The organism is Dryocola sp. LX212 (assembly GCA_041504365.1).
GTDB lineage: Bacteria > Pseudomonadota > Gammaproteobacteria > Enterobacterales > Enterobacteriaceae > Dryocola.
This window is the reverse complement of the sequence record CP167917.1, coordinates 376,359-398,012: the sequence shown is the minus strand read 5'-3', so window position 1 is coordinate 398,012 and position 21,654 is coordinate 376,359. Positions and strand designations below refer to the sequence as shown.

Annotated in this window: 38 protein-coding genes; 5 read left to right on the top strand and 33 right to left on the bottom strand. The window is 50.9% G+C overall.

The annotated features are described in order from the left end of the window. Position 1: 1 nt before the first annotated feature. The 4 genes from tsaC to dprA are packed head-to-tail and all read right to left on the bottom strand — an operon-like array spanning position 2 to position 2,714. The gene (gene tsaC / locus ACA108_01960; protein ID XEX96339.1) at positions 2-574 is read right to left on the bottom strand and encodes an L-threonylcarbamoyladenylate synthase type 1 TsaC; all 573 of its coding nucleotides are present in this window, start codon (positions 572-574) and stop codon (positions 2-4) included. 4 nt (positions 575-578) lie between these two features. Further along, entirely contained in the window at positions 579-1,121 is a 543-nt protein-coding gene (locus tag ACA108_01955) for a type I DNA topoisomerase (GenBank protein XEX96338.1), read from the bottom strand. Positions 1,122-1,144: 23 nt separating this feature from the next. Further along, entirely contained in the window at positions 1,145-1,618 is a 474-nt protein-coding gene (gene smg / locus ACA108_01950; protein ID XEX96337.1) for a DUF494 family protein Smg, read from the bottom strand. Continuing rightward, positions 1,590-2,714 carry a DNA-protecting protein DprA gene (gene dprA / locus ACA108_01945; GenBank protein XEX96336.1) on the bottom strand — a complete coding sequence of 375 codons (1,125 nt, stop codon included), beginning with the start codon at positions 2,712-2,714 and terminating at the stop codon, positions 1,590-1,592. Before dprA ends, smg begins: the two co-directional genes overlap by 29 nt. A gap of 128 nt (positions 2,715-2,842) precedes the next feature. Between dprA and def the strand changes: the two genes are divergently transcribed. The 5 genes from def (at position 2,843) to mscL (ending at position 7,680) form a co-directional block, all read left to right on the top strand. Continuing rightward, positions 2,843-3,352 (top strand): peptide deformylase, encoded by a 510-nt coding sequence (def, locus tag ACA108_01940; protein ID XEX96335.1) that lies wholly within the window; start codon positions 2,843-2,845, stop codon positions 3,350-3,352. Positions 3,353-3,373: 21 nt separating this feature from the next. Continuing rightward, on the top strand, positions 3,374-4,321 hold the full coding sequence (gene fmt / locus ACA108_01935; protein ID XEX96334.1) for a methionyl-tRNA formyltransferase: 948 nt from the start codon (positions 3,374-3,376) through the stop codon (positions 4,319-4,321). A 71-nt stretch (positions 4,322-4,392) separates the two neighbouring features. After that, on the top strand, positions 4,393-5,682 hold the full coding sequence (gene rsmB / locus ACA108_01930; GenBank protein ID XEX96333.1) for a 16S rRNA (cytosine(967)-C(5))-methyltransferase RsmB: 1,290 nt from the start codon (positions 4,393-4,395) through the stop codon (positions 5,680-5,682). Positions 5,683-5,730: 48 nt separating this feature from the next. Then, entirely contained in the window at positions 5,731-7,107 is a 1,377-nt protein-coding gene (trkA, locus tag ACA108_01925) for a Trk system potassium transporter TrkA (protein ID XEX96332.1), read from the top strand. A gap of 159 nt (positions 7,108-7,266) precedes the next feature. Next, the gene (mscL, locus tag ACA108_01920; GenBank protein ID XEX96331.1) at positions 7,267-7,680 is read left to right on the top strand and encodes a large-conductance mechanosensitive channel protein MscL; all 414 of its coding nucleotides are present in this window, start codon (positions 7,267-7,269) and stop codon (positions 7,678-7,680) included. On the opposite strand, the gene ACA108_01915 is transcribed toward mscL, so the two are convergent. From ACA108_01915 to rplD, 29 genes are all read right to left on the bottom strand, one after another. Next, positions 7,655-7,897 carry an alternative ribosome-rescue factor A gene (locus tag ACA108_01915; protein ID XEX96330.1) on the bottom strand — a complete coding sequence of 81 codons (243 nt, stop codon included), beginning with the start codon at positions 7,895-7,897 and terminating at the stop codon, positions 7,655-7,657. The two genes, mscL and ACA108_01915, sit on opposite strands and share 26 nt — an antisense overlap. Before the next feature lie 171 nt (positions 7,898-8,068). Further along, entirely contained in the window at positions 8,069-8,491 is a 423-nt protein-coding gene (gene zntR / locus ACA108_01910) for a Zn(2+)-responsive transcriptional regulator (protein XEX96329.1), read from the bottom strand. 2 nt (positions 8,492-8,493) lie between these two features. Then, complete coding sequence (locus ACA108_01905; GenBank protein ID XEX98001.1) at positions 8,494-8,859, bottom strand: DUF1992 domain-containing protein; 366 nt, start codon at positions 8,857-8,859, stop codon at positions 8,494-8,496. Positions 8,860-8,972: 113 nt separating this feature from the next. Further along, positions 8,973-9,359 (bottom strand): 50S ribosomal protein L17, encoded by a 387-nt coding sequence (rplQ, locus tag ACA108_01900; GenBank protein ID XEX96328.1) that lies wholly within the window; start codon positions 9,357-9,359, stop codon positions 8,973-8,975. A gap of 40 nt (positions 9,360-9,399) precedes the next feature. After that, entirely contained in the window at positions 9,400-10,389 is a 990-nt protein-coding gene (gene rpoA, locus ACA108_01895) for a DNA-directed RNA polymerase subunit alpha (GenBank protein ID XEX96327.1), read from the bottom strand. A gap of 25 nt (positions 10,390-10,414) precedes the next feature. Continuing rightward, the gene (rpsD, locus tag ACA108_01890; protein ID XEX96326.1) at positions 10,415-11,035 is read right to left on the bottom strand and encodes a 30S ribosomal protein S4; all 621 of its coding nucleotides are present in this window, start codon (positions 11,033-11,035) and stop codon (positions 10,415-10,417) included. 34 nt (positions 11,036-11,069) lie between these two features. Next, positions 11,070-11,459, bottom strand: coding sequence for a 30S ribosomal protein S11 (gene rpsK, locus ACA108_01885; GenBank protein ID XEX96325.1), 390 nt, complete (start codon positions 11,457-11,459; stop codon positions 11,070-11,072). A 16-nt stretch (positions 11,460-11,475) separates the two neighbouring features. Further along, positions 11,476-11,832 (bottom strand): 30S ribosomal protein S13, encoded by a 357-nt coding sequence (gene rpsM / locus ACA108_01880; protein XEX96324.1) that lies wholly within the window; start codon positions 11,830-11,832, stop codon positions 11,476-11,478. Positions 11,833-11,978: 146 nt separating this feature from the next. Beyond that, positions 11,979-12,095, bottom strand: a complete 117-nt coding sequence (gene rpmJ / locus ACA108_01875; protein ID XEX96323.1) for a 50S ribosomal protein L36 — start codon at positions 12,093-12,095, stop codon at positions 11,979-11,981. Between the two features lie 30 nt (positions 12,096-12,125). Further along, a complete protein-coding gene (gene secY / locus ACA108_01870) occupies positions 12,126-13,457 on the bottom strand; it encodes a preprotein translocase subunit SecY (GenBank protein XEX96322.1) in 1,332 nt (443 codons plus the stop codon). A gap of 7 nt (positions 13,458-13,464) precedes the next feature. After that, positions 13,465-13,899: a 50S ribosomal protein L15 gene (gene rplO / locus ACA108_01865; protein XEX96321.1), complete on the bottom strand. Its 435-nt coding sequence runs from the start codon at positions 13,897-13,899 to the stop codon at positions 13,465-13,467. A 3-nt stretch (positions 13,900-13,902) separates the two neighbouring features. Further along, on the bottom strand, positions 13,903-14,082 hold the full coding sequence (rpmD, locus tag ACA108_01860; GenBank protein ID XEX96320.1) for a 50S ribosomal protein L30: 180 nt from the start codon (positions 14,080-14,082) through the stop codon (positions 13,903-13,905). 6 nt (positions 14,083-14,088) lie between these two features. Continuing rightward, positions 14,089-14,589: a 30S ribosomal protein S5 gene (gene rpsE, locus ACA108_01855; protein ID XEX96319.1), complete on the bottom strand. Its 501-nt coding sequence runs from the start codon at positions 14,587-14,589 to the stop codon at positions 14,089-14,091. Between the two features lie 14 nt (positions 14,590-14,603). After that, on the bottom strand, positions 14,604-14,957 hold the full coding sequence (gene rplR / locus ACA108_01850) for a 50S ribosomal protein L18 (GenBank protein XEX96318.1): 354 nt from the start codon (positions 14,955-14,957) through the stop codon (positions 14,604-14,606). 9 nt (positions 14,958-14,966) lie between these two features. Next, on the bottom strand, positions 14,967-15,500 hold the full coding sequence (gene rplF / locus ACA108_01845; protein ID XEX96317.1) for a 50S ribosomal protein L6: 534 nt from the start codon (positions 15,498-15,500) through the stop codon (positions 14,967-14,969). A gap of 13 nt (positions 15,501-15,513) precedes the next feature. Further along, a complete protein-coding gene (rpsH, locus tag ACA108_01840; GenBank protein ID XEX96316.1) occupies positions 15,514-15,906 on the bottom strand; it encodes a 30S ribosomal protein S8 in 393 nt (130 codons plus the stop codon). Positions 15,907-15,936: 30 nt separating this feature from the next. Beyond that, a complete protein-coding gene (rpsN, locus tag ACA108_01835) occupies positions 15,937-16,242 on the bottom strand; it encodes a 30S ribosomal protein S14 (GenBank protein ID XEX96315.1) in 306 nt (101 codons plus the stop codon). Between the two features lie 13 nt (positions 16,243-16,255). Next, on the bottom strand, positions 16,256-16,795 hold the full coding sequence (gene rplE, locus ACA108_01830) for a 50S ribosomal protein L5 (GenBank protein XEX96314.1): 540 nt from the start codon (positions 16,793-16,795) through the stop codon (positions 16,256-16,258). Between the two features lie 14 nt (positions 16,796-16,809). Further along, positions 16,810-17,124 carry a 50S ribosomal protein L24 gene (rplX, locus tag ACA108_01825; GenBank protein XEX96313.1) on the bottom strand — a complete coding sequence of 105 codons (315 nt, stop codon included), beginning with the start codon at positions 17,122-17,124 and terminating at the stop codon, positions 16,810-16,812. Between the two features lie 10 nt (positions 17,125-17,134). Beyond that, positions 17,135-17,506, bottom strand: coding sequence for a 50S ribosomal protein L14 (gene rplN / locus ACA108_01820; protein XEX96312.1), 372 nt, complete (start codon positions 17,504-17,506; stop codon positions 17,135-17,137). Positions 17,507-17,672: 166 nt separating this feature from the next. After that, positions 17,673-17,927, bottom strand: coding sequence for a 30S ribosomal protein S17 (gene rpsQ, locus ACA108_01815; GenBank protein ID XEX96311.1), 255 nt, complete (start codon positions 17,925-17,927; stop codon positions 17,673-17,675). After that, positions 17,927-18,118: a 50S ribosomal protein L29 gene (gene rpmC, locus ACA108_01810; protein ID XEX96310.1), complete on the bottom strand. Its 192-nt coding sequence runs from the start codon at positions 18,116-18,118 to the stop codon at positions 17,927-17,929. The genes rpsQ and rpmC overlap by 1 nt, the downstream gene beginning before the upstream one ends. After that, positions 18,118-18,528 carry a 50S ribosomal protein L16 gene (gene rplP / locus ACA108_01805; GenBank protein XEX96309.1) on the bottom strand — a complete coding sequence of 137 codons (411 nt, stop codon included), beginning with the start codon at positions 18,526-18,528 and terminating at the stop codon, positions 18,118-18,120. Before rplP ends, rpmC begins: the two co-directional genes overlap by 1 nt. An 11-nt stretch (positions 18,529-18,539) precedes the next feature. Continuing rightward, positions 18,540-19,241 carry a 30S ribosomal protein S3 gene (gene rpsC / locus ACA108_01800; protein ID XEX96308.1) on the bottom strand — a complete coding sequence of 234 codons (702 nt, stop codon included), beginning with the start codon at positions 19,239-19,241 and terminating at the stop codon, positions 18,540-18,542. A 17-nt stretch (positions 19,242-19,258) separates the two neighbouring features. Next, complete coding sequence (rplV, locus tag ACA108_01795) at positions 19,259-19,591, bottom strand: 50S ribosomal protein L22 (protein ID XEX96307.1); 333 nt, start codon at positions 19,589-19,591, stop codon at positions 19,259-19,261. A 14-nt stretch (positions 19,592-19,605) separates the two neighbouring features. After that, a complete protein-coding gene (gene rpsS, locus ACA108_01790) occupies positions 19,606-19,884 on the bottom strand; it encodes a 30S ribosomal protein S19 (protein XEX96306.1) in 279 nt (92 codons plus the stop codon). A gap of 16 nt (positions 19,885-19,900) precedes the next feature. Continuing rightward, on the bottom strand, positions 19,901-20,722 hold the full coding sequence (rplB, locus tag ACA108_01785) for a 50S ribosomal protein L2 (protein ID XEX96305.1): 822 nt from the start codon (positions 20,720-20,722) through the stop codon (positions 19,901-19,903). Positions 20,723-20,739: 17 nt separating this feature from the next. After that, positions 20,740-21,042, bottom strand: a complete 303-nt coding sequence (rplW, locus tag ACA108_01780) for a 50S ribosomal protein L23 (GenBank protein XEX96304.1) — start codon at positions 21,040-21,042, stop codon at positions 20,740-20,742. After that, positions 21,039-21,644, bottom strand: a complete 606-nt coding sequence (gene rplD, locus ACA108_01775) for a 50S ribosomal protein L4 (GenBank protein XEX96303.1) — start codon at positions 21,642-21,644, stop codon at positions 21,039-21,041. Before rplD ends, rplW begins: the two co-directional genes overlap by 4 nt. Positions 21,645-21,654: the final 10 nt, after the last annotated feature.

The following is a 21,654-nucleotide window of genomic DNA, read 5'->3' as shown; positions in this document are numbered from 1 at the left end:
TTTATCCCTGGCGGAAAAGTTCGCCGGTTAAGGCATCGCGGATTTCAGAAGGGTTCTGGCGGCCACCGGTTTCACCACGTAAAACAGGGAAATCGGTACCGAACTGCTGCAAAACTTCTTCAGCGGTGCGGCATGGCGGTAAGCCAGTCAGATTGGCGCTTGTTGAAACCAGCGGTTTGCCGTATTCAAGACAGAGTGTTTTAACCAGCGGATGGTCCGTCACTCTGACAGCCAGGGAATCGAAACGGCCCGTCAGCCAGCGTGGCGTTGAGGGCAGAGCCGGGAAGACAAACGTTACCGGCCCGGGCCAGCGAGAGAAAACCGCTTCACGCTGCGCGGTGGTTAACGCCTGCTCATTCACATAAGGTTTTAGTTGTTCAAAATCCGCCGCGATGAGAATCAAACCTTTATCAACGGGGCGCTGTTTTAAAGCGAGCAGACGGGAAACCGCCAGCTCGCTGTCAGGATCGCAACCGACGCCAAAAACAGCCTCTGTTGGATAAGCGATGACATTATTATTTTTCAGAGCCGCGACGATCTGTGCGATGGGCTCTTGTTGCAGGCTATTGTTCACAATCTTATTCCGCCGTAACCGGCTTTCCACATTGTTTACTGGCACAAAGACACTTAACGCCCTGCGCCGTTTTCTTTTCTATTAATAACGGATAGTGGCATTCAGGACAAACCCCAGCGATGGGTTTGAAATTGATGACAAACTGGCATGCAGGGTAGCGATCGCACGACCAGAAGGTTTTGCCATAGCGAGAACGACGCTGCACCAGCTGGCCCTGTTGGCATTGCGGACAGGTGATTGCCGTCTCGTCAGGCTTGTCGATCACTTGAGTATGTTCGCATTCGGGATAATTGCTGCAGCCGATAAACATACCGAACCGCCCCTGGCGCAGGACAAGCGTTGCCTGGCATTCCGGACACGCCTGTCCATCCAGCACTTTAACAACATGGCCATCGGCCTGGCCTTTTAGCGGGCGCACGTAATCACATTCCGGGTAATGGGAGCAGCCCAGAAACGGGCCGTGCTTGCCGGAACGAATCGCTAACTCTGCCCCGCATTGGGGGCAGGGTTCATTTTTAGGCACCGTGAATAGTGCTGATTTGGTCATAGCTTCTCTTGCTGCACAGAAATTTAGTGCAGCATACCGTCATTTACTTCGAAGAGTAATTCTTCCATCTGCTGATAGGCATTTTCGCATCCCGGAATGTTGAACAGCACCATTAATATCACCCACTTTAAGTCTTCTAACTCAAATTCAGCGGTATCCAGCGCCAGCACGCGTTCAATGACCATTTCGCGAGTTTCGAGGTTTAGCACCTGAATCTGCTCAAGGAAAAGTAAGAATCCCCGGCAGCTGGCATCCAGACGCATGCTTTCTTCTTCCGTGTAGACCCGCATGGAAAGTGGATCGGCGGCCAGTTGCATCGGCTCGGTGAGCCCTTCCTGATAATCAGCCAGCTTTTCAAGCCATACCAACGCATTGTAAATATCTTCGCGATCAAAACCGGCATCGGTGAGATCGCGCGTCAATTTGTCCTGATCTACGCGCATTTCAGCTTCGTTATGGATGTAGGTTTCAAATAAGTACATTAGTACGTCGAACATGGCATGCCCTCCTCAATCGGACATAGCCGCCGGGTACAGCTGCGATCCATCCTGCTAACTCCAGTTCGAGCAGTTGGGCTACCGTCTCTGGCACAGGTTGGCCGGCACGTTCAGCGACGACGTCAACAGGTGTAACCTCATCTCCTACGTTAGCCAACAGCTCGGGAAATGGCAATGTGTGAACGCCTTCATCGGCAGAATATATTAGGGTTTTGTGCGATGGAGTCAGCCATTGCAGTTCGCTTTTAAGATGGTCAAGGATATCGGCGGGATGGCTGACCAGCGTGGCACCCTGTTTTATCAGCCAGTGCGGCCCTTCACTCCCCGGGCTGCCAATTGGCCCCGGTAGCGCAAAGACCTCTCTTCCTTGTTCCACAGCCAGTTTCGCTGTGACTAACGAGCCGCTGCGTTCAGAGGCCTCCACAACAAATACGGCCCGGCTCAGGCCGCTAATAATACGATTGCGACGAGGAAAGTTTGCAGGCCAGGGTGTGGTGGCTAACGGAAATTCGGAAACCAGTGCGCCACCAGCTTCAACAATGCTTTGTGCGAGCTGCCGATGACGTTTAGGGTAAATGTCATGCAAACCATTGCCCAACACGGCCACGGTTTTCCCTCCTGCCTGCAACGTAGCGCGATGGGCCACGCCATCAATGCCCAATGCCAGGCCGCTGGTTATGGTCAGCCCGGCGGCGGCCAGTGGCTCGCAGAACAAGCGGCACCATCTTTCACCATACATTGAGAGATTGCGGCTACCGACCACGGCCAGCTGATTCTTGGCGAGCAGCGGCAGGTTGCCTGCTATCAACAGGGCCGCAGGGAAATCCTCCGTAGCGCGGAGCTGTTCAGGATAGAGAGGACTGTCTACCGTGAGCAGATGATGTCCGGTTTGCTCAAGCCATAAATAGCTATTTTCAAGCTCACGCTCGCTAAAGCCAATAAATTGCTTAATCTGCCGGGAGGTGAGACCCGCAGCGGCAAGCGAGCCGGGGGAAAACTGCGTGCCGGACAGCAGGTATTGGGCGATTTCCAGCATCTTATCGCCGCTCAGGCTGTTCACTGCCATAAGGCGCAACCAAATCTCCGTTGGTAACACTGTTTCCCCCTGCCATAAGCCATAAAAGCAATCCTTGCGATTGGTCACTGATGCTGTCAATCAAAGGGGGTTTTGTCTAGAATAGAGAGAAGAATCCTTCTATCAATTGAACACAGCTCTGGATAAATATGTCAGTTTTACAAGTATTACATTTTCCGGACGAGCGCCTTCGCACTGTGGCGGCTCCGGTCAAAGAGGTGAATGCTGAGATTCAGCGTATTGTTGACGACATGTTCGAGACAATGTACGCAGAGGAAGGTATTGGCCTTGCGGCAACACAGGTAGATATCCATCAGCGCATTATTGTCATTGATGTGTCGGAAAACCGTGATGAACGCCTGGTACTTATCAACCCGGAAATGCTGGAACAAAGCGGTGAAACGGGTATTGAGGAAGGCTGCCTTTCTATCCCTGAACAGCGTGCTCTCGTGCCCCGTGCGGAAACCGTTAAAATTCGCGCGCTGGATCGTGAAGGCAAGCCGTACGAATTAGAGGCAGATGGCCTGCTGGCTATCTGTATTCAGCATGAGATGGACCACCTGATCGGCAAACTGTTTGTTGATTACCTCTCGCCGATGAAGCGTCAGCGCATTCGTCAGAAACTGGAAAAAATGGCTCGTCTGAACAAGAGCGCTTAATCCACTACGAAAGGGAATAATGTGTCTGATTCATTGCGTATTATTTTCGCCGGCACCCCCGATTTTGCAGCGCGTCACTTAGACGCGCTGCTGTCGTCTGGGCATCAGGTTGTCGGCGTTTTCACCCAGCCCGATCGCCCGGCAGGCCGTGGTAAGAAGCTTATGCCCAGCCCGGTTAAGGTGCTGGCCTGCGAAAAAGAGATCCCTGTGTTCCAGCCCGCTTCATTGCGCCCGGCTGAAAATCAGCAGCTTATTGCTGACCTGAACGCGGATGTCATGGTCGTCGTTGCCTATGGTTTAATCCTGCCAAAAGCGGTGCTTGATATGCCGCGTTTGGGCTGTATTAACGTGCATGGATCCCTGCTGCCGCGCTGGCGCGGAGCGGCACCAATCCAACGCTCTTTATGGGCTGGCGATGCTCAAACGGGCGTCACTATCATGCAAATGGATGTGGGCCTGGATACCGGCGACATGCTGTTTAAGCTTGCCTGTGACATCACCCCGCAAGATACCAGCGCATCACTTTACGACAAACTTGCCGATCTTGGCCCACAGGGGTTACTGGAAACGTTAGGCCAGCTGGCTGCGGGCAAGGCTAAGCCTGAAGTTCAGGATGAGTCACTTGTCACCTACGCCGAGAAGCTGAGCAAAGAAGAGGCCCGTATCGACTGGTCCCTTTCGGCAGTTCAGCTCGAGCGTTGTATTCGCGCCTTCAATCCATGGCCGATGAGCTGGCTGGAAATCGACGAGCAGCCAGTTAAAGTGTGGCGTGCCACGGCCATAGATCGGCAAACGAATGCCAAACCCGGCACTATTCTGGAAGCCACTAAACAGGGGATTCAGGTAGCGACGACCGAGGGCATTTTGAATCTTGAAGAGCTGCAGCCTGCTGGTAAAAAAGCAATGAAAGCGCAGGATTTGCTGAACTCACGTCGTGAATGGTTCGAACCAGGTACCTTACTCGCCTGAATGAAAAACGTTACTACGCCCGGGTAAGCCTGGGCATTTTTGTTTTTAAGCGCCGTAAACAGAGCGTAGCTATGAAAAAATCATTAAATCTTCGTAGTCTGGCAGCCCAGACTATTGAGCAGGTTGTCGAAAAAGGACAATCGCTGAGCAACGTGCTGCCACCGATGCAGCAAAAAGTATCTGATAAAGACAAAGCGCTACTTCAGGAACTGTGCTTCGGCGTGCTACGCACGCTACCTCAGCTGGAGTGGCTGGTGAGCAAGCTAATGTCCCGTCCAATGACCGGCAAACAGCGCACCATCCACTACCTGATCATGGTAGGTTTTTATCAGCTGCTTTATACCCGTATCCCCGCCCATGCAGCGCTTGCGGAAACCGTAGAAGGCGCCGTTGCAATAAAACGTCAGTCTTTAAAAGGTTTGATTAACGGCGTCTTACGCCAGTTCCAGCGTCAGCAGGACGAGCTGATGGCGGAAGCGGCAAAGCATGAGAGCCGTTTCCTCCATCCCGGCTGGTTGCTACAGCGCATCAGAAAAGCTTATCCAGGCCAATGGCAGGAAATCATTGCTGCCAATAATCAGCGCCCGCCAATGTGGCTGCGCGTGAACCGTCAGCATCACACTCGGGATGAGTGGCTTAAACTTCTGTCAGAAGCTGGCCTGGAAGGACAGCCGCATCTGCATTATCGCGATGCCGTCCGCCTGGACACGCCTGTGCCAGTTCATGTGCTGCCGGGCTTTGACCAGGGCTGGGTGACCGTTCAGGATGCTTCAGCCCAGGGTTGCGTTGATCTGCTCGATCCGCAGGATGGCGAAACGATCCTGGACCTGTGCGCCGCGCCAGGAGGCAAAACTACGCATATTCTGGAAGCGGCCCCGGCGGCTAAAGTTATGGCTGTAGATGTCGATCCAGCGCGGCTTAAACGCGTTTATGAAAACTTACAGCGTCTGGGCATGAATGCCGAGGTAAAACAGGGCGACGGTCGTTTCCCCGCGCAGTGGTGCGGCAAACAGCAGTTCGACAGAATTTTACTGGATGCCCCCTGCTCGGCGACGGGCGTCATTCGCCGTCACCCGGACATTAAGTGGCTGCGCCGCGATCGGGATATTGCGGAACTTGCGGAGCTGCAAAAAGAGATCCTCGAAGCTATCTGGCCACACCTGAAATCTGGAGGCACGCTGCTTTATGCAACTTGCTCAATCCTGCCGGAAGAAAACAGCCTTCAGGTCGCCGATTTCCTGAGTCGCCATCCTGAAGCGAAGCTGGTGGAAACGGGAACGCCAGAATTGCCGGGCATCCAGAATCTGCCGGCAGAGTACGAAGGCGACGGCTTCTTTTACGCTAAGCTTATTAAAAACTGACTCGCACATTACTGAGTCGTCAGTTTCATCCTTAATGAAGCTATAAATATGAAAATAATTATTCTGGGTGCGGGCCAGGTCGGTGGCACCCTTGCAGAAAACCTGGTCGGTGAGAATAACGACATTACCGTTGTCGACACCAATCAGGATCGCCTACGCAGCTTACAGGATAAGTTTGACCTGCGCGTCGTCCAGGGCCATGGCTCACACCCACGCGTTTTGCGAGAGGCAGGGGCGGATGACGCCGATATGCTTGTGGCCGTTACCAGCTCTGACGAAACGAATATGATTGCCTGTCAGGTCGCGTATTCGTTGTTTAACACGCCGAACCGGATTGCACGTATCCGGGCGCCAGATTACGTGCGCGATGCAGACCGTCTGTTCAACGCAGAAGCTGTGCCTATTGACCACCTCATCGCACCTGAGCAGCTGGTTATCGACAGTATCTATCGCCTTATCGAGTACCCAGGCGCGCTGCAGGTTGTGAATTTTGCTGAGGGTAAGGTAAGCCTCGCGGTAGTAAAGGCTTACTATGGTGGCCCGCTGATAGGCAACGCGCTTTCAACGATGCGCGAACATATGCCGCATATTGAAACGCGTGTTGCGGCGATATTTCGCCATGACCATCCTATTCGCCCACAAGGTTCTACTATTGTTGAGGCCGGGGATGAAGTGTTCTTTATTGCGGCCTCGCAGAATATTCGCGCGGTGATGAGCGAGCTTCAGCGCCTCGAAAAACCTTACAAGCGCATTATGGTGGTTGGTGGCGGTAACATCGGTGCTGGCCTGGCGCAGCGCCTTGAAAAAGATTATAGCGTTAAGCTTATCGAACGCGATCCGCAACGCGCTGCGGAACTGGCGGAGATGCTGCAAAACACCATCGTCTTCTATGGCGATGCATCTGACCAGGAGCTGCTGGCAGAAGAGCACATCGAACAGGTAGATTTGTTTATTGCCGTCACCAACGATGACGAAGCGAATATAATGTCCGCCATGCTAGCCAAGAAGATGGGCGCGAAGAAAGTCATGGTGCTGATCCAGCGTCGCGCATACGTCGATCTTGTTCAAGGCAGCGTCATAGATATTGCGATATCTCCCCAGCAGGCGACCATTTCGGCGCTTCTTGGACATGTGCGTAAAGCGGATATTGTCGGCGTATCTTCACTTCGCCGCGGCGTAGCGGAAGCAATCGAAGCTGTTGCGCACGGTGATGAAAGTACCTCACGTGTTGTTGGTCGCGTTATCGATGATATTAAGCTGCCGCCGGGCACTATAATCGGTGCGGTCGTGCGTGGTAACGACGTCATGATAGCTAATGACAATCTCCGCATTGAGCAAGGCGACCATGTGATTATGTTCCTCACTGATAAGAAATTTGTCAGCGACGTTGAGCGCCTGTTCCAGCCAAGTCCATTCTTCCTTTAAGCCATGCGGGCAGCCCTGAAGGCAGCCCGCTTGCAACCTGAATTCGATAAACCATTCTTAAATTAAGGGATTAGCGAAGGACTCTTATTTCCTTGCGTTATGGCAATCGGGTCATCATTTGTTAGACTTATTGACGTCAGCCGGAACAAGGAGAGAAAAATGAGCATGTTAAAAGAATTCCGCGAATTTGCGATGCGCGGAAACGTTGTAGATTTGGCAGTGGGTGTGATTATTGGTGCAGCATTCGGGAAAATCGTTTCTTCACTGGTCGCAGATATCATTATGCCGCCGCTTGGGTTGCTGATTGGCGGGGTGGATTTCAAGCAGTTCGCTTTAACGTTAAGGCCTGCAGCAGGGGATATCCCGGCTGTTGTGATGCATTATGGCGTGTTTATCCAGAATATCTTTGATTTTGTGATCGTGGCTTTCGCCATCTTTATGGCAATTAAAGTTATCAATAAACTCAACCGTAAGAAAGTTGAAGAGCCTGCGGCACCGCCTGCGCCAAGCAAAGAGGAAGTGCTGCTCAGCGAAATTCGCGACCTGCTTAAGCAGCAGAACGAACGAATCTAATAGCCTTATCTGAAAGAAGAAGGCCAGTGGTAAAAAAGCACTCTGCTTGTTTGCCACTGGCCTCCCAGTTACCCCTCTTGCCGTGTTTCGCGCTACGCTGATAGCTTCCCTTCCCTTTCTTGTTTTGTTCAACTCTCTGACGAAACAGTGGGTCATGTAATAACGCCTCGATAGCGTTGTCCTTTATAACCCCTTTATTATGCTGGTACTTGCTCATATAAACTCCAGTATGGTTAAATTTAACGGCGCGATTTTATGCCTGTGTCAGGTAAGCTACAAGCGTTATTTGACGGACGGCTTCTTCCTTAAATTCAGGTGTAAATCGTGGTGTGCCCATACGCTCCCCCTATGCTCAAACTATAGGGCAGGATCGTCTACCGGGGCGGGGTCAGTCCAATTTTGAGGTACTGGCTCCCTGCTCAAGGGCTTCAAGGATCGAGCAGTAAACGCTGCTGTGCGCAGTCCCACAGCAGGCATCGTTGAGTCGCTGTAATGATTTACGCATATGTGCAAGCTCGTTAATCTTTGAATCAACTTCTTTTAAACGGCTCTGTACAATGCCTTTTGATTCCAGGCAGGTATGATGCTCAGGATCGACACGGATCGAAAGCAGTTCACGTATAGTTTCAAGGGTAAACCCCAACTGCTTGGCATAGCGAATAAACTTAAGTCGCTGCAGATCGGTCTCGCTGTATAGCCGGAAGCCCCCCTCCGTTCGAATCTCATGTTCCATCATCTGCTGTTTTTCATAATAGCGAATGGTGTCGGGTGTCACATCAGCCAGTCTGGCCAGCTCTCCAATACGGTACATCCTTACTCCTCGACTTTATGGTGCAATTTAACGGCATATTCACCGTGCAGGAAATCGGTATTCAGGCCAGCCTCTCTTAGCTTAAGTTCGAGCAGCATCAGTTTTTTACTGATGGCCTGATAGTCAGGATGCTCCTGATTGATGGAGTTAAGCAAGTCATTAAGCTCCAGTGTTTCCTTACGCTGCTGGAGCTCAGTTGGAAGACAACCTGCATTCTTCAGCAGCCGGAAGGCCGTGCGTAACTCCGCCGGGACACTGGAATCATCATCCAATACCAGCGGGTGGCCCGCTCCTGGCAAATTTTCAAACTCACCTTTACGTTGAGCCTCGGCAATATGACGCTCAGCCCACTGATCGAGTAACCACATATCGTTAAATAACAGGGAAGGATTTGCATAAAGAATACGATGGAACAAACAGGAATGGGAAATTGCAGATATAAAAAAACCGGGCAAGCCCGGTTTTTTCATGCTACTACAGATTACTCTGCAGCAGCTTCTGTTTGAGTCTCGGCGCGGTCAACCAGCTCGATGTAAGCCATCGGAGCATTATCACCAGCACGGAAGCCACACTTAAGAATACGAGTGTAACCACCGGTACGCGCTGCAAAACGCGGACCCAGTTCATTAAACAGTTTTGCCACGATCTCGTTATCACGAGTGCGGGCGAATGCCAGACGACGATTAGCAACGCTATCAGTCTTGGCAAGAGTAATCAGCGGCTCAACTACGCGACGCAGCTCTTTCGCTTTAGGCAGGGTCGTCTTGATGATCTCATGACGAACCAGTGAACCTGCCATATTGCGGAACATAGCCTGGCGATGGCTGCTGTTGCGGTTCAGTTGACGACCACTCTTACGATGGCGCATGACCTTATCCTTCTCAGTAAAACCTTAACCTGTGATCCGGTTACTCGTCAGCGATGCTTGCCGGTGGCCAGTTTTCCAGGCGCATGCCCAGAGACAGTCCACGGGAAGCCAGCACGTCTTTAATCTCTGTAAGAGATTTTTTACCAAGGTTAGGCGTCTTAAGAAGCTCAACCTCGGTACGCTGTACCAGATCACCGATATAGTGGATAGCTTCTGCCTTAAGGCAGTTAGCAGAGCGGACAGTCAATTCCAGATCGTCAACAGGGCGCAGCAGGATCGGATCGAATTCTGGTTTCTCTTCTTTAACTTCCGGCTGACGAACATCACGTAAGTCAACGAAAGCTTCAAGTTGTTCTGCCAGGATGGTTGCCGCACGACGAATCGCCTCTTCAGGATCGATTGTGCCGTTGGTTTCCATTTCGATGACCAGCTTGTCCAGGTCGGTACGCTGTTCAACACGAGCTGCTTCAACATTGTAGGCAATACGCTCTACAGGGCTGTAACATGCGTCGACTAACAGACGGCCGATTGGGCGCTCATCTTCTTCCGAATGAATTCGGGCAGAGGCCGGCACATAACCACGACCACGCTGAACTTTGATACGCATGCTAATAGATGCATTCTCATCGGTCAGGTGGCAGATCACGTGCTGAGGCTTGACGATTTCGACATCACCATCATGGGTGATATCGGCTGCAGTCACAGGGCCAATGCCAGATTTGTTCAGGGTAAGAATAACTTCATCTTTTCCTTGAACTCTCACCGCCAGCCCTTTCAGGTTGAGCAGGATCTCCAGGATATCTTCCTGAACGCCTTCTTTGGTGCTGTACTCATGTAGTACACCATCAATCTCAACCTCGGTCACCGCGCAACCCGGCATCGAAGAAAGCAGAATACGGCGCAGCGCGTTACCAAGAGTGTGGCCAAAGCCACGCTCTAAAGGCTCAAGGGTCACCTTGGCGTGCGTCGAACTCACTTGCTCGATATCTACCAGGCGCGGTTTTAGAAACTCTGTCACAGAACCCTGCATTGTGTCCTCTCTTTGGTACTAAGCTTTACTTGGAGTAAAGCTCGACGATCAGGTGTTCGTTAATGTCCGCGGACAGATCAGTACGCTCAGGCTTACGCTTGAACACACCTTCCATCTTGGCAGCATCAACTTCCAGCCAGGTTGGCTTTTCACGCTGCTCAGCCAGCTCCAGAGCGGCCTTCACGCGAGATTGCTTTTTGGCTTTCTCACGGATGCTGACTACGTCATTCGGAGTTACCTGATAAGAAGCGATGTTAACAACGCGACCGTTTACCATTACTGACTTGTGGCTAACCAGCTGACGTGCTTCTGCACGAGTGGCACCAAAGCCCATACGGTAAACAACGTTGTCCAGACGACCTTCCAGCAGAGCCAACAGGTTTTCACCGGTGTTGCCTTTCAGACGAGCTGCTTCTTTATAATAGTTACGGAACTGACGCTCCAGCACACCGTAGATACGGCGAACTTTTTGCTTTTCACGCAACTGCACACCATAGTCAGACAGACGCGGTTTACGCGCACCGTGCTGGCCAGGAGCTTGTTCAATTTTACACTTGGTATCGATCGCGCGAACGCCAGACTTAAGGAATAAGTCGGTGCCCTCACGACGGCTCAGCTTGAGCTTAGGACCCAAATATCTTGCCATTTTCTTTCTCCAACAAACCTAAAAAAACGGGGCGTTATACGCGACGTTTTTTCGGCGGACGACAACCGTTGTGAGGGATCGGAGTCACATCAGTAATATTAGTGATGCGGAAACCAGCGGCGTTCAGAGCACGAATAGTAGATTCGCGGCCTGGACCCGGTCCCTTAACCATAACTTCCAGGTTCTTGATACCGTATTCTTTCACGGCTTCTGCGCAACGCTCTGCTGCAACCTGAGCTGCGAACGGAGTTGATTTGCGAGAACCACGGAAACCGGAACCACCGGCAGTTGCCCAACCCAAAGCGTTACCTTGACGATCGGTAATAGTAACGATTGTGTTGTTGAAAGAAGCATGGACATGAGCCACGCCGTCAGAGACTTGTTTTCTTACACGCTTACGTGCACGAACTGGTGCCTTTGCCATTATTCAATCACCCCGATTATTTCTTGATCGGTTTGCGCGGACCCTTACGGGTACGGGCGTTGGTCTTGGTACGCTGACCGCGTACTGGAAGACCACGACGATGACGCAAACCGCGATAGCAACCAAGGTCCATCAGACGCTTGATGCTCATGCTAACTTCACGGCGCAGATCACCTTCAACAACAAATTTGGCAACTTCGTCACGCAGCGTGTCGATTTGTTCTTCAGACAGCTCACTGATCTTCACATCTTCAGCGATACCCGCAGAGGCGCAAATGGCCTTGGAGCGAGTCTTGCCGACACCGTAAATCGAAGTCAATGCGATTACGGTATGCTTCTGATCAGGAATGTTAATGCCTGCTATACGGGCCACTATGCACTCCTACTATTTAGATTATGCGTTCCATACCGAAAAGCCCGTTTTCAGGATACTCAAATGGAAACGCATAGACATACAAAAGATTGGCTGGCTAATCTAGCCAGCTCAACCCAACTTTGCAAGAAAAATATGCGAGATAATCAGCCTTGACGCTGTTTATGCTTCGGCTCGGCACTGCAAATCACGCGAATAACACCGTCACGCTTAACGATTTTGCAGTTACGACATAATTTCTTGACGGAAGCACGAACTTTCATTTTTACTCTCCGTAACTTCTCAAGCGACAATTAACGGCCGTAGCCTTTCAGGTTCGCTTTCTTCAATGCAGACTCATACTGACTGGACATCATCAGAGTTTGCACTTGAGCCATAAAGTCCATGATGACCACGACGACAATTAACAGTGAGGTCCCACCGAAGTAGAACGGCACTTTCATTGCATCACGCATGAACTCCGGGATTAGGCAGATAAAGGTAATGTACAGCGCACCAACCAAAGTCAGGCGGGTCATTACTTTATCAATATACTTCGCCGTTTGTTCTCCCGGACGAATTCCTGGTACAAATGCACCGGACTTCTTCAGGTTATCTGCTGTTTCACGAGGGTTGAAAACCAACGCCGTATAGAAGAAACAGAAGAAGATGATTGCAGACGCATAGAGTAACACATAAAGCGGTTGCCCAGGCTGCAAATACAGCGAAATTGTTGTCAGCCAGTTCCAACCGGTTCCGCCCCCGAACCATGACGCAATGGTCGCAGGGAACAGAATAATGCTGGAAGCAAAGATAGCCGGGATAACCCCTGCCATATTCACTTTCAACGGTAAATGTGTGCTCTGCGCAGCATAAACGCGGCGACCTTGTTGACGTTTTGCGTAGTTAACCACGATGCGGCGTTGGCCACGCTCAACAAAAACAACAAAGAAGGTCACTGCGAATACTAATACTGCAACCAACAGCAACAGGAGGAAGTGCAGGTCGCCTTGCCGTGCTTGTTCGATAGTATGGCCGATGGCCGGCGGTAAACCCGCAACGATACCAGCGAAAATTATGATTGAGATACCGTTACCGATACCACGTTCAGTAATTTGTTCGCCAAGCCACATCAGGAACATCGTCCCGGTGACAAGACTCACAACAGCGGTGAAATAGAATGCAAAGCTTGGGTTTAACACCAAGCCTTGCATACCAGGCATATTCGGCAAACCGGTAGCAATACCGATAGACTGAAATATGGCCAACACCAGAGTACCGTAGCGGGTGTACTGGCTGATCTTACGACGACCAGACTCCCCTTCTTTCTTCAACTCTGCTAACGCTGGATGAACCACCGTCAGCAGCTGGATAATAATCGATGCCGAAATGTACGGCATGATACCCAATGCAAAGATTGAAGCACGGCTGAGTGCACCACCAGAGAACATGTTAAACATTTCAATGATAGTGCCTCGCTGTTGTTCAAGCAGTTTGGCAAGTACAGCGGCATCAATACCAGGGATCGGAATAAAAGAGCCAATGCGGAACACAATGAGCGCACCGATAACAAACATCAGTCTGCGTTTCAGCTCGCCAAGCCCACCTTTAGCACTTTGAAAATCTAATCCTGGTTGCTTTGCCATCTGCTACTTATTCCTCGATTTTACCGCCAGCAGCTTCGATAGCAGCACGAGCGCCTTTAGTGACACGCAGGCCGTTAACAGTTACCGGACGAGATACCTCGCCAGACAGGATCACTTTCGCGAACTCAATCTGAATACCGATAATGTTAGCTGCTTTCAGCGTGTTCAGGTCAACTACGTCGCCTTCAACTTTCGCCAGATCAGACAGACGAATCTCTGCGGTGATCATTGCTTTGCGAGAGGTGAAACCGAATTTCGGCAGACGACGATACAACGGCATCTGACCACCTTCGAACCCACGACGTACGCCACCGCCAGAACGAGAGTTCTGACCTTTGTGACCACGACCGCCGGTTTTACCGAGGCCAGAACCGATACCGCGACCCAGACGCTTGGAAGCGTGCTTAGACCCTTCGGCCGGAGACAGAGTATTTAAACGCATCTCTTACTCCTCAACTTTAACCATGTAGGAAACCGCGTTGACCATACCACGTACAGCAGCAGTATCTTCGCGCTCTACAGTGTGGCCAATACGACGCAGACCCAGGCCAAGCAGCGTTGCCTTGTGCTTAGGCAGACGACCGATTGCACTGCGGGTTTGTGTAATTTTAATAGTCTTTGCCATGGTCAATTACCCCAGAATTTCTTCAACGGATTTACCACGCTTGGCAGCGACCATTTCCGGAGATTTCATATTCGCCAGGCCATCAATAGTTGCACGAACCACGTTAATCGGGTTGGTGGAACCATATGCTTTAGCCAGAACGTTATGAACTCCAGCGACTTCCAGAACGGCGCGCATTGCACCACCGGCGATGATACCGGTACCTTCGGAAGCCGGCTGCATGAACACACGAGAACCTGTGTGCACACCTTTAACAGGGTGCTGCAGGGTGCCGTGGTTCAGCGCGACGTTAATCATGTTGCGACGGGCTTTTTCCATCGCTTTCTGGATCGCTGCTGGAACTTCACGCGCTTTACCGTAACCAAAACCAATGCGACCGTTACCATCACCAACCACTGTCAGAGCAGTGAAGGAGAAAATACGACCACCTTTAACGGTTTTAGATACGCGATTTACCGCGATCAGCTTTTCCTGCAGTTCGCCAGCTTGTTTTTCGATGTGAGCCATCTTACACCTCTACCTTAGAACTGAAGGCCAGCATCACGGGCAGCATCTGCCAGTGCCTGGACACGACCATGATATTGGAAACCAGCACGGTCAAAAGCAACAACAGTGATGCCTTTTTCCAATGCGCGCTCTGCAACAGCTTTACCCACAGCTGCAGCGGCGTCTTTGTTTCCAGTGTACTTCAATTGCTCAGTGATAGCTTTTTCTACAGTAGATGCAGCTACCAGGACTTCTGAACCGTTTGGTGCGATAACCTGTGCGTAAATATGACGCGGGGTACGATGTACCACCAGACGAGTCGCACCCAGTTCTTTAAGCTTGTGACGTGCGCGGGTCGCACGACGGATACGAGCAGATTTCTTATCCATAGTGTTACCTTACTTCTTCTTAGCCTCTTTGGTACGCACGACTTCGTCGGCGTAACGAACACCCTTGCCTTTATATGGCTCAGGACGACGGTAGGCACGCAGGTCAGCAGCTACTTGGCCAATCGCCTGCTTATCAGCGCCTTTCAGCACGATTTCAGTTTGAGTTGGACATTCAGCAGTGATACCCGCAGGCAGCTTATGCTCAACAGGGTGAGAGAAGCCCAGGGCTAAATTCACCACGTCGCCTTTAACAGCCGCACGATAACCTACACCAACCAGCTGCAGCTTCTTAGTGAAGCCTTCGGTAACACCGATAACCATTGCATTCAACAACGCACGAGTGGTACCCGCTTGGGCCCACGCGTTTGCAAAACCTTCGCGCGGAGCGAAAGTAAGAGCATTTTCAGCGTGTTTAATTTCAACAGCATCGTTGATAGTACGAGTCAGCTCGCCGTTCTTACCTTTGATCGAAATAACCTGACCGTTGAGTTTTACCTCTACGCCAGCAGGAATAACGACCGGTGCTTTAGCAACACGAGACATTTTATTCCTCCAATTAGGCTACGTAGCAGATAATTTCGCCACCAAGACCAGCCTGGCGCGCTGCACGATCAGTCATAACACCTTTAGAGGTAGAAACGACAGCAATACCCATACCGGCCATAACTTTAGGCAGCTCATCTTTTTTCTTATAGATGCGCAGACCTGGGCGGCTGACTCGCTGAATGCTCTCTACCACAGCCTTGCCCTGGAAATACTTAAGAGTAAGTTCCAGTTCAGGCTTAGTGTCGCCTTCAATTTTAAAATCTTCGATATAGCCTTCTTCTTTCAGCACGTTGGCAATTGCCAATTTCAGCTTGGAGGAAGGCATGGTGACCGCAACTTTATTCGCGGATTGACCGTTACGGATACGGGTCAGCATATCCGCGATCGGATCTTGCATGCTCATCTGTCTTTACTCCCGTGATTCAATTGGATATTACCAGCTAGCCTTTTTCAAGCCAGGTACTTCACCGCGCATTGCGGCTTCACGAAGCTTAATACGGCTCAACCCGAATTTGCCCACATAACCATGTGGACGGCCAGTTTGGCGGCAGCGTTTACGCTGACGGGACGGGCTGGAATCACGCGGCAGAGACTGTAGCTTAAGAACAGCATTCCAACGATCTTCGTCGGATGAGTTCACACCAGAGATGATAGCTTTCAATTCCTCACGCTTAGCGCGGTACTTGTCAGCCAGTTTTACGCGAACGACTTCGCGTGCTTTCATGGATTGCTTAGCCATTAGTAACCCTACCTTACTTGCGGAATGGGAAGTTAAAGGCAGCCAGCAGAGCACGGCCTTCATCATCAGATTTCGCAGTAGTGGTAATGGTAATATCCAAACCACGAACGCGATCGACTTTGTCATAGTCGATTTCTGGGAAGATGATCTGCTCACGGACACCCATGCTGTAGTTACCACGGCCATCGAATGACTTAGCGGACAAGCCACGGAAGTCACGGATACGTGGTACAGCAATGGTGATCAGGCGCTCAAGGAACTCCCACATGCGTTCGCCACGCAGAGTTACTTTACAGCCGATCGGATAGCCCTGACGGATTTTGAAGCCTGCAACAGATTTGCGTGCTTTGGTGATCAACGGCTTTTGACCGGAGATTGCTGTCAGGTCAGCTGCTGCGTTATCCAGCAGTTTCTTGTCAGCGATCGCTTCACCAACACCCATATTCAGGGTGATCTTCTCGACCCGAGGGACTTGCATGACAGAATTGTAGCTAAACTCAGTCATGAGTTTTTTAACTACTTCGTCTTTGTAGTAATCATGCAGTTTCGCCATCGTACTACTCCAAATTACTTGATAGTTTCGCTGTTAGACTTGAAGAAACGGACTTTTTTGCCGTCTTCGAATCTAAAGCCTACACGGTCAGCCTTGCCGGTTGCCGCATTGAAGAGCGCAACGTTAGAAACCTGAATTGCAGCTTCTTTTTCAACGATGCCACCTGGTTGGTTCAGGGCCGGAACCGGCTTCTGATGTTTCTTAACCAGGTTGATACCTTCAACGATGAGCTTGCCGGAAGACAAGACATTCTTAACTTTACCGCGCTTACCTTTATCTTTACCGGTTAACACGATAACTTCGTCATCACGACGGATTTTAGCTGCCATGATTCGCTCCTTAGAGTACTTCTGGTGCCAGAGAGATAATTTTCATGAACTTCTCATTACGCAGTTCACGAGTTACCGGCCCAAAAATACGCGTGCCGATTGGCTGCTCGCTGTTATTGTTTAAAATAACGCATGCATTACCATCGAAGCGAATGACAGAACCGTCCGGGCGACGAACACCCTTCCTGGTGCGCACCACTACCGCTTTCAGGACATCGCCTTTCTTCACCTTACCGCGAGGAATTGCTTCCTTGATGGTAATTTTGATGATGTCGCCGACGCCTGCGTAGCGACGGTGCGAGCCACCCAGAACCTTGATACACATTACGCGACGCGCGCCGGAGTTGTCGGCTACCGTCAGCATAGTCTGTTCTTGGATCATTTCAGTGCTCCGCTAATGTCAACTACTACTTCGGGACCTAAGTATTAGGTCGTTAAAAAGCCCCATAAACGAGGGCGCGGCATTATAACACCGGTTCCAGGATATGGGTAGAAAAAATAAACGGCCCACTACTGAGCCGTTTATTAGTTTGAGAACGCGTACTGTATTACAGAACAGCTTTCTCTACAACGCGAACAAGTGTCCAGGATTTATTCTTGGACAGTGGACGGCATTCGCGGATTTCAACCACGTCACCGATGCCACATTCGTTGTTCTCGTCATGTACGTGCAGTTTGGTCGTACGCTTGATGAATTTCCCGTAGATTGGGTGCTTCACGAAACGTTCGATGGCAACAACAATGGATTTCTCCATTTTGTCGCTGACAACGCGACCTTGCAGAGTACGGATTTTATCGGTCATTACGCACCCGCCTTCTGAGTCAATAAAGTCTTAACACGTGCAACATCACGACGCACTTGCTTCAGCAGGTGAGTCTGTTGCAACTGGCCACTTGCAGCTTGCATACGCAGGTTGAACTGCTCACGCAGCAGATTCAGCAGCTCGGTGTTCAGCTCTTCAACACTCTTTTCACGCAGCTCTTTTGCTTTCATTACATCACCGTCTTAGTTACAAAGGTGGTTTTAATCGGCAGTTTCGCTGCTGCCAGCTTGAAGGCTTCACGGGCCAGCTCTTCAGGTACACCGTCCATTTCGTACAGGACTTTACCTGGCTGAATCAAGGCAACCCAATACTCCACGTTACCTTTACCTTTACCCATACGCACTTCAAGCGGCTTTTCAGTAATAGGTTTGTCTGGGAACACACGGATCCAGATTTTACCTTGACGCTTAACTGCACGGGTCATTGCACGACGTGCTGCTTCGATCTGACGTGCAGTCAGACGACCACGGCCAACAGCTTTCAGACCGAAAGTGCCGAAGCTAACATCCGTTCCTGCAGCCAGACCACGGTTGCGGCCTTTGTGCACTTTACGGAATTTTGTACGCTTTGGTTGTAACACAGCGACTCTCCTTACTTACGGCCTTTACGCTGCTGCTTTTTAGGTTGAGCAGCCGGTTTTTCCGGTTGTTCAACAGCAGCCATCCCACCCAGGATCTCACCTTTGAAGATCCACACTTTAACGCCGATTACACCATATGTGGTGTGCGCTTCAGAGGTGTTATAGTCGATGTCAGCACGCAGTGTGTGCAATGGCACGCGACCTTCACGGTACCATTCGGTACGTGCGATCTCGGCACCGCCCAGACGACCACTAACTTCAACTTTGATACCTTTTGCGCCCAGACGCATGGCATTCTGTACCGCACGCTTCATAGCACGACGGAACATAACACGACGTTCCAGCTGTGAAGTGATGCTGTCAGCAACCAGTTTTGCATCCAGTTCAGGCTTACGCACTTCGGCGATATTGATCTGTGCAGGAACGCCAGCGATATCCGCTACGTACTTGCGCAGTTTTTCTACGTCTTCGCCTTTCTTACCGATAACGATGCCCGGGCGAGCAGTGTGAATAGTCACACGGATGCTCTTAGCTGGACGCTCGATAACGATACGAGATACAGACGCCTTCGCCAGTTCCTTTGTCAGGTACTGACGAACTTTAAAATCGCTGTCCAGGTTGTCAGCGAATTCTTTGGTGTTCGCAAACCAAGTAGAGTTCCAAGGTTTTACAATACCCAGGCGAATACCATTAGGATGTACTTTCTGACCCATTGCTAGTCTCCAGAGTCTCAGCGATCGGACACAACCACAGTAATGTGGCTGGTGCGCTTCAGGATGCGATCTGCACGACCTTTTGCACGAGGCATAATGCGCTTCATGCTAGGGCCTTCGTCTACGAAGATTTTCGCGACTTTCAGATCGTCAATGTCAGCGCCATCGTTGTGTTCAGCGTTAGCAATGGCAGATTCCAGTACTTTCTTAACCAATACAGCCGCTTTCTTATTGGTGTAGGTCAGAATATCCAGAGCCTGCGACACTTTCTTACCGCGAATCAGGTCAGCAACAAGGCGAACCTTCTGAGCAGAAGAACGAGCATGGCGATGTTGAGCTAAAGTTTCCATCTCTTCCTCCTACCTTATTTCTTCTTCGCTTTTTTATCAGCAGCGTGGCCGCGATAAGTACGAGTCGGTGCGAATTCACCCAGTTTGTGACCGACCATTTCATCGGAAACAAAGACTGGAACGTGCTGACGACCATTATGGACAGCGATGGTCAAACCGATCATGTTAGGAAAGATCGTTGAACGACGGGACCAAGTGCGCAGGGGCTTCTTGTCACCGCTTTCCACCGCTTTCTCTACCTTCTTCAGCAAGTGCAGGTCAATAAAAGGACCTTTCTTGAGAGAACGTGGCATGGCTTATCCTCTAAAATTATTTGCTACGGCGACGTACGATAAATTTATCAGTACGCTTGTTGCTGCGGGTCTTCTTACCTTTGGTCTGAACGCCCCACGGAGATACCGGGTGCTTACCAAAGTTACGACCTTCACCACCACCATGTGGGTGATCGACTGGGTTCATCGCAGTACCGCGAACGGTAGGACGAACACCACGCCAGCGTGCGGCACCAGCTTTACCCAGAACGCGCAGCATGTGCTCAGCGTTGCCGACTTCGCCCAGTGTTGCGCGGCAGTCAGCTTCGACTTTACGCATTTCACCAGAACGCAGACGCAGGGTAACGTAAGCACCATCACGTGCAACGATCTGCACATAGGTACCTGCGGAACGTGCCAGCTGACCGCCTTTACCTGGTTTCATTTCTACGTTATGAACAGTAGAACCAACCGGGATGTTGCGCATCGGCAGGGTGTTACCAGCTTTGATTGCAGCATCAACGCCAGATTGAATCTGGTCGCCAGCTTTCAGGCCTTTAGGGGCCAGGATGTAACGGCGTTCGCCATCTTTGTACAGAACCAGTGCGATGTTCGCAGAACGGTTCGGATCGTACTCAAGACGCTCAACAACTGCCGGGATACCGTCTTTGTTGCGTTTAAAGTCAACAATACGATAAGCCTGCTTGTGACCACCACCGATGTGACGAGTAGTGATACGACCATTGTTGTTACGGCCACCGGATTTGCTGTTTTTTTCAACCAGCGGAGCAAACGGTTTGCCCTTATGCAGCTCAGGGTTAACCACTTTAACTACGTGGCGACGACCCGGAGATGTCGGTTTACATTTAACAACTGCCATTGTCTTTCTCCTCCGACTTACTCAGCGCCGCCGACGAAGTCCAGATTCTGGCCTTCCTTCAGGGTGACGTAAGCTTTTTTCCAGTCGCTACGACGACCAATACGCTGTCCGTGACGCTTTGTCTTGCCTTTAACAACAAGAGTATTTACGCCTTTAACTTCTACTTCGAACAGTTTCTCAACAGCAGCAACGATCTCTGCTTTGGTCGCGTCTTTAGCAACTTTGAGAACGATGGTGTTGGTTTTTTCCATCGCCATGGATGCTTTTTCAGATACGTGCGGCGCGCGCAGTACTTTCAGCAGACGTTCTTCACGGATCATGCCAGCATCTCCTCAACTTGCTTAACTGCTTCCGCAGTCATAACGACTTTGTCGAAGGCGATCAGGCTAACTGGGTCGATAGCTGCTACATCGCGCACGTCAACCTTATGCAGGTTACGCGCAGCCAGGAACAGATTCTCATCCAGTTCGCCGGTTACGATCAGCACATCTTCCAGGGCCATGTCTTTCAGTTTCTGAGCAAGCAGCTTAGTTTTAGGTGCTTCAACAGAGAACTGTTCGACAACGATCAGACGATCCTGACGTACCAGTTCGGACAGAATGCTTTTCAGCGCTCCGCGGTACATCTTTTTGTTAACTTTTTGACTGTGGTCCTGCGGGCGAGCAGCGAAGGTTACGCCACCGGAACGCCAGATCGGGCTCTTTACAGAACCTGCGCGCGCACGGCCGGTACCTTTCTGGCGCCACGGCTTTTTACCGGAACCAGTTACTTCAGCACGGGTCTTCTGAGCACGAGTACCTTGACGGGCACCAGCTGCATAAGCAACTACAACCTGGTGTACCAGCGCTTCGTTGAAATCACGACCGAAGGTAGTTTCGGAAACAGTCAGCGCGCTTTGCGCGTCTTTCAATACTAATTCCATTGCTATCTCC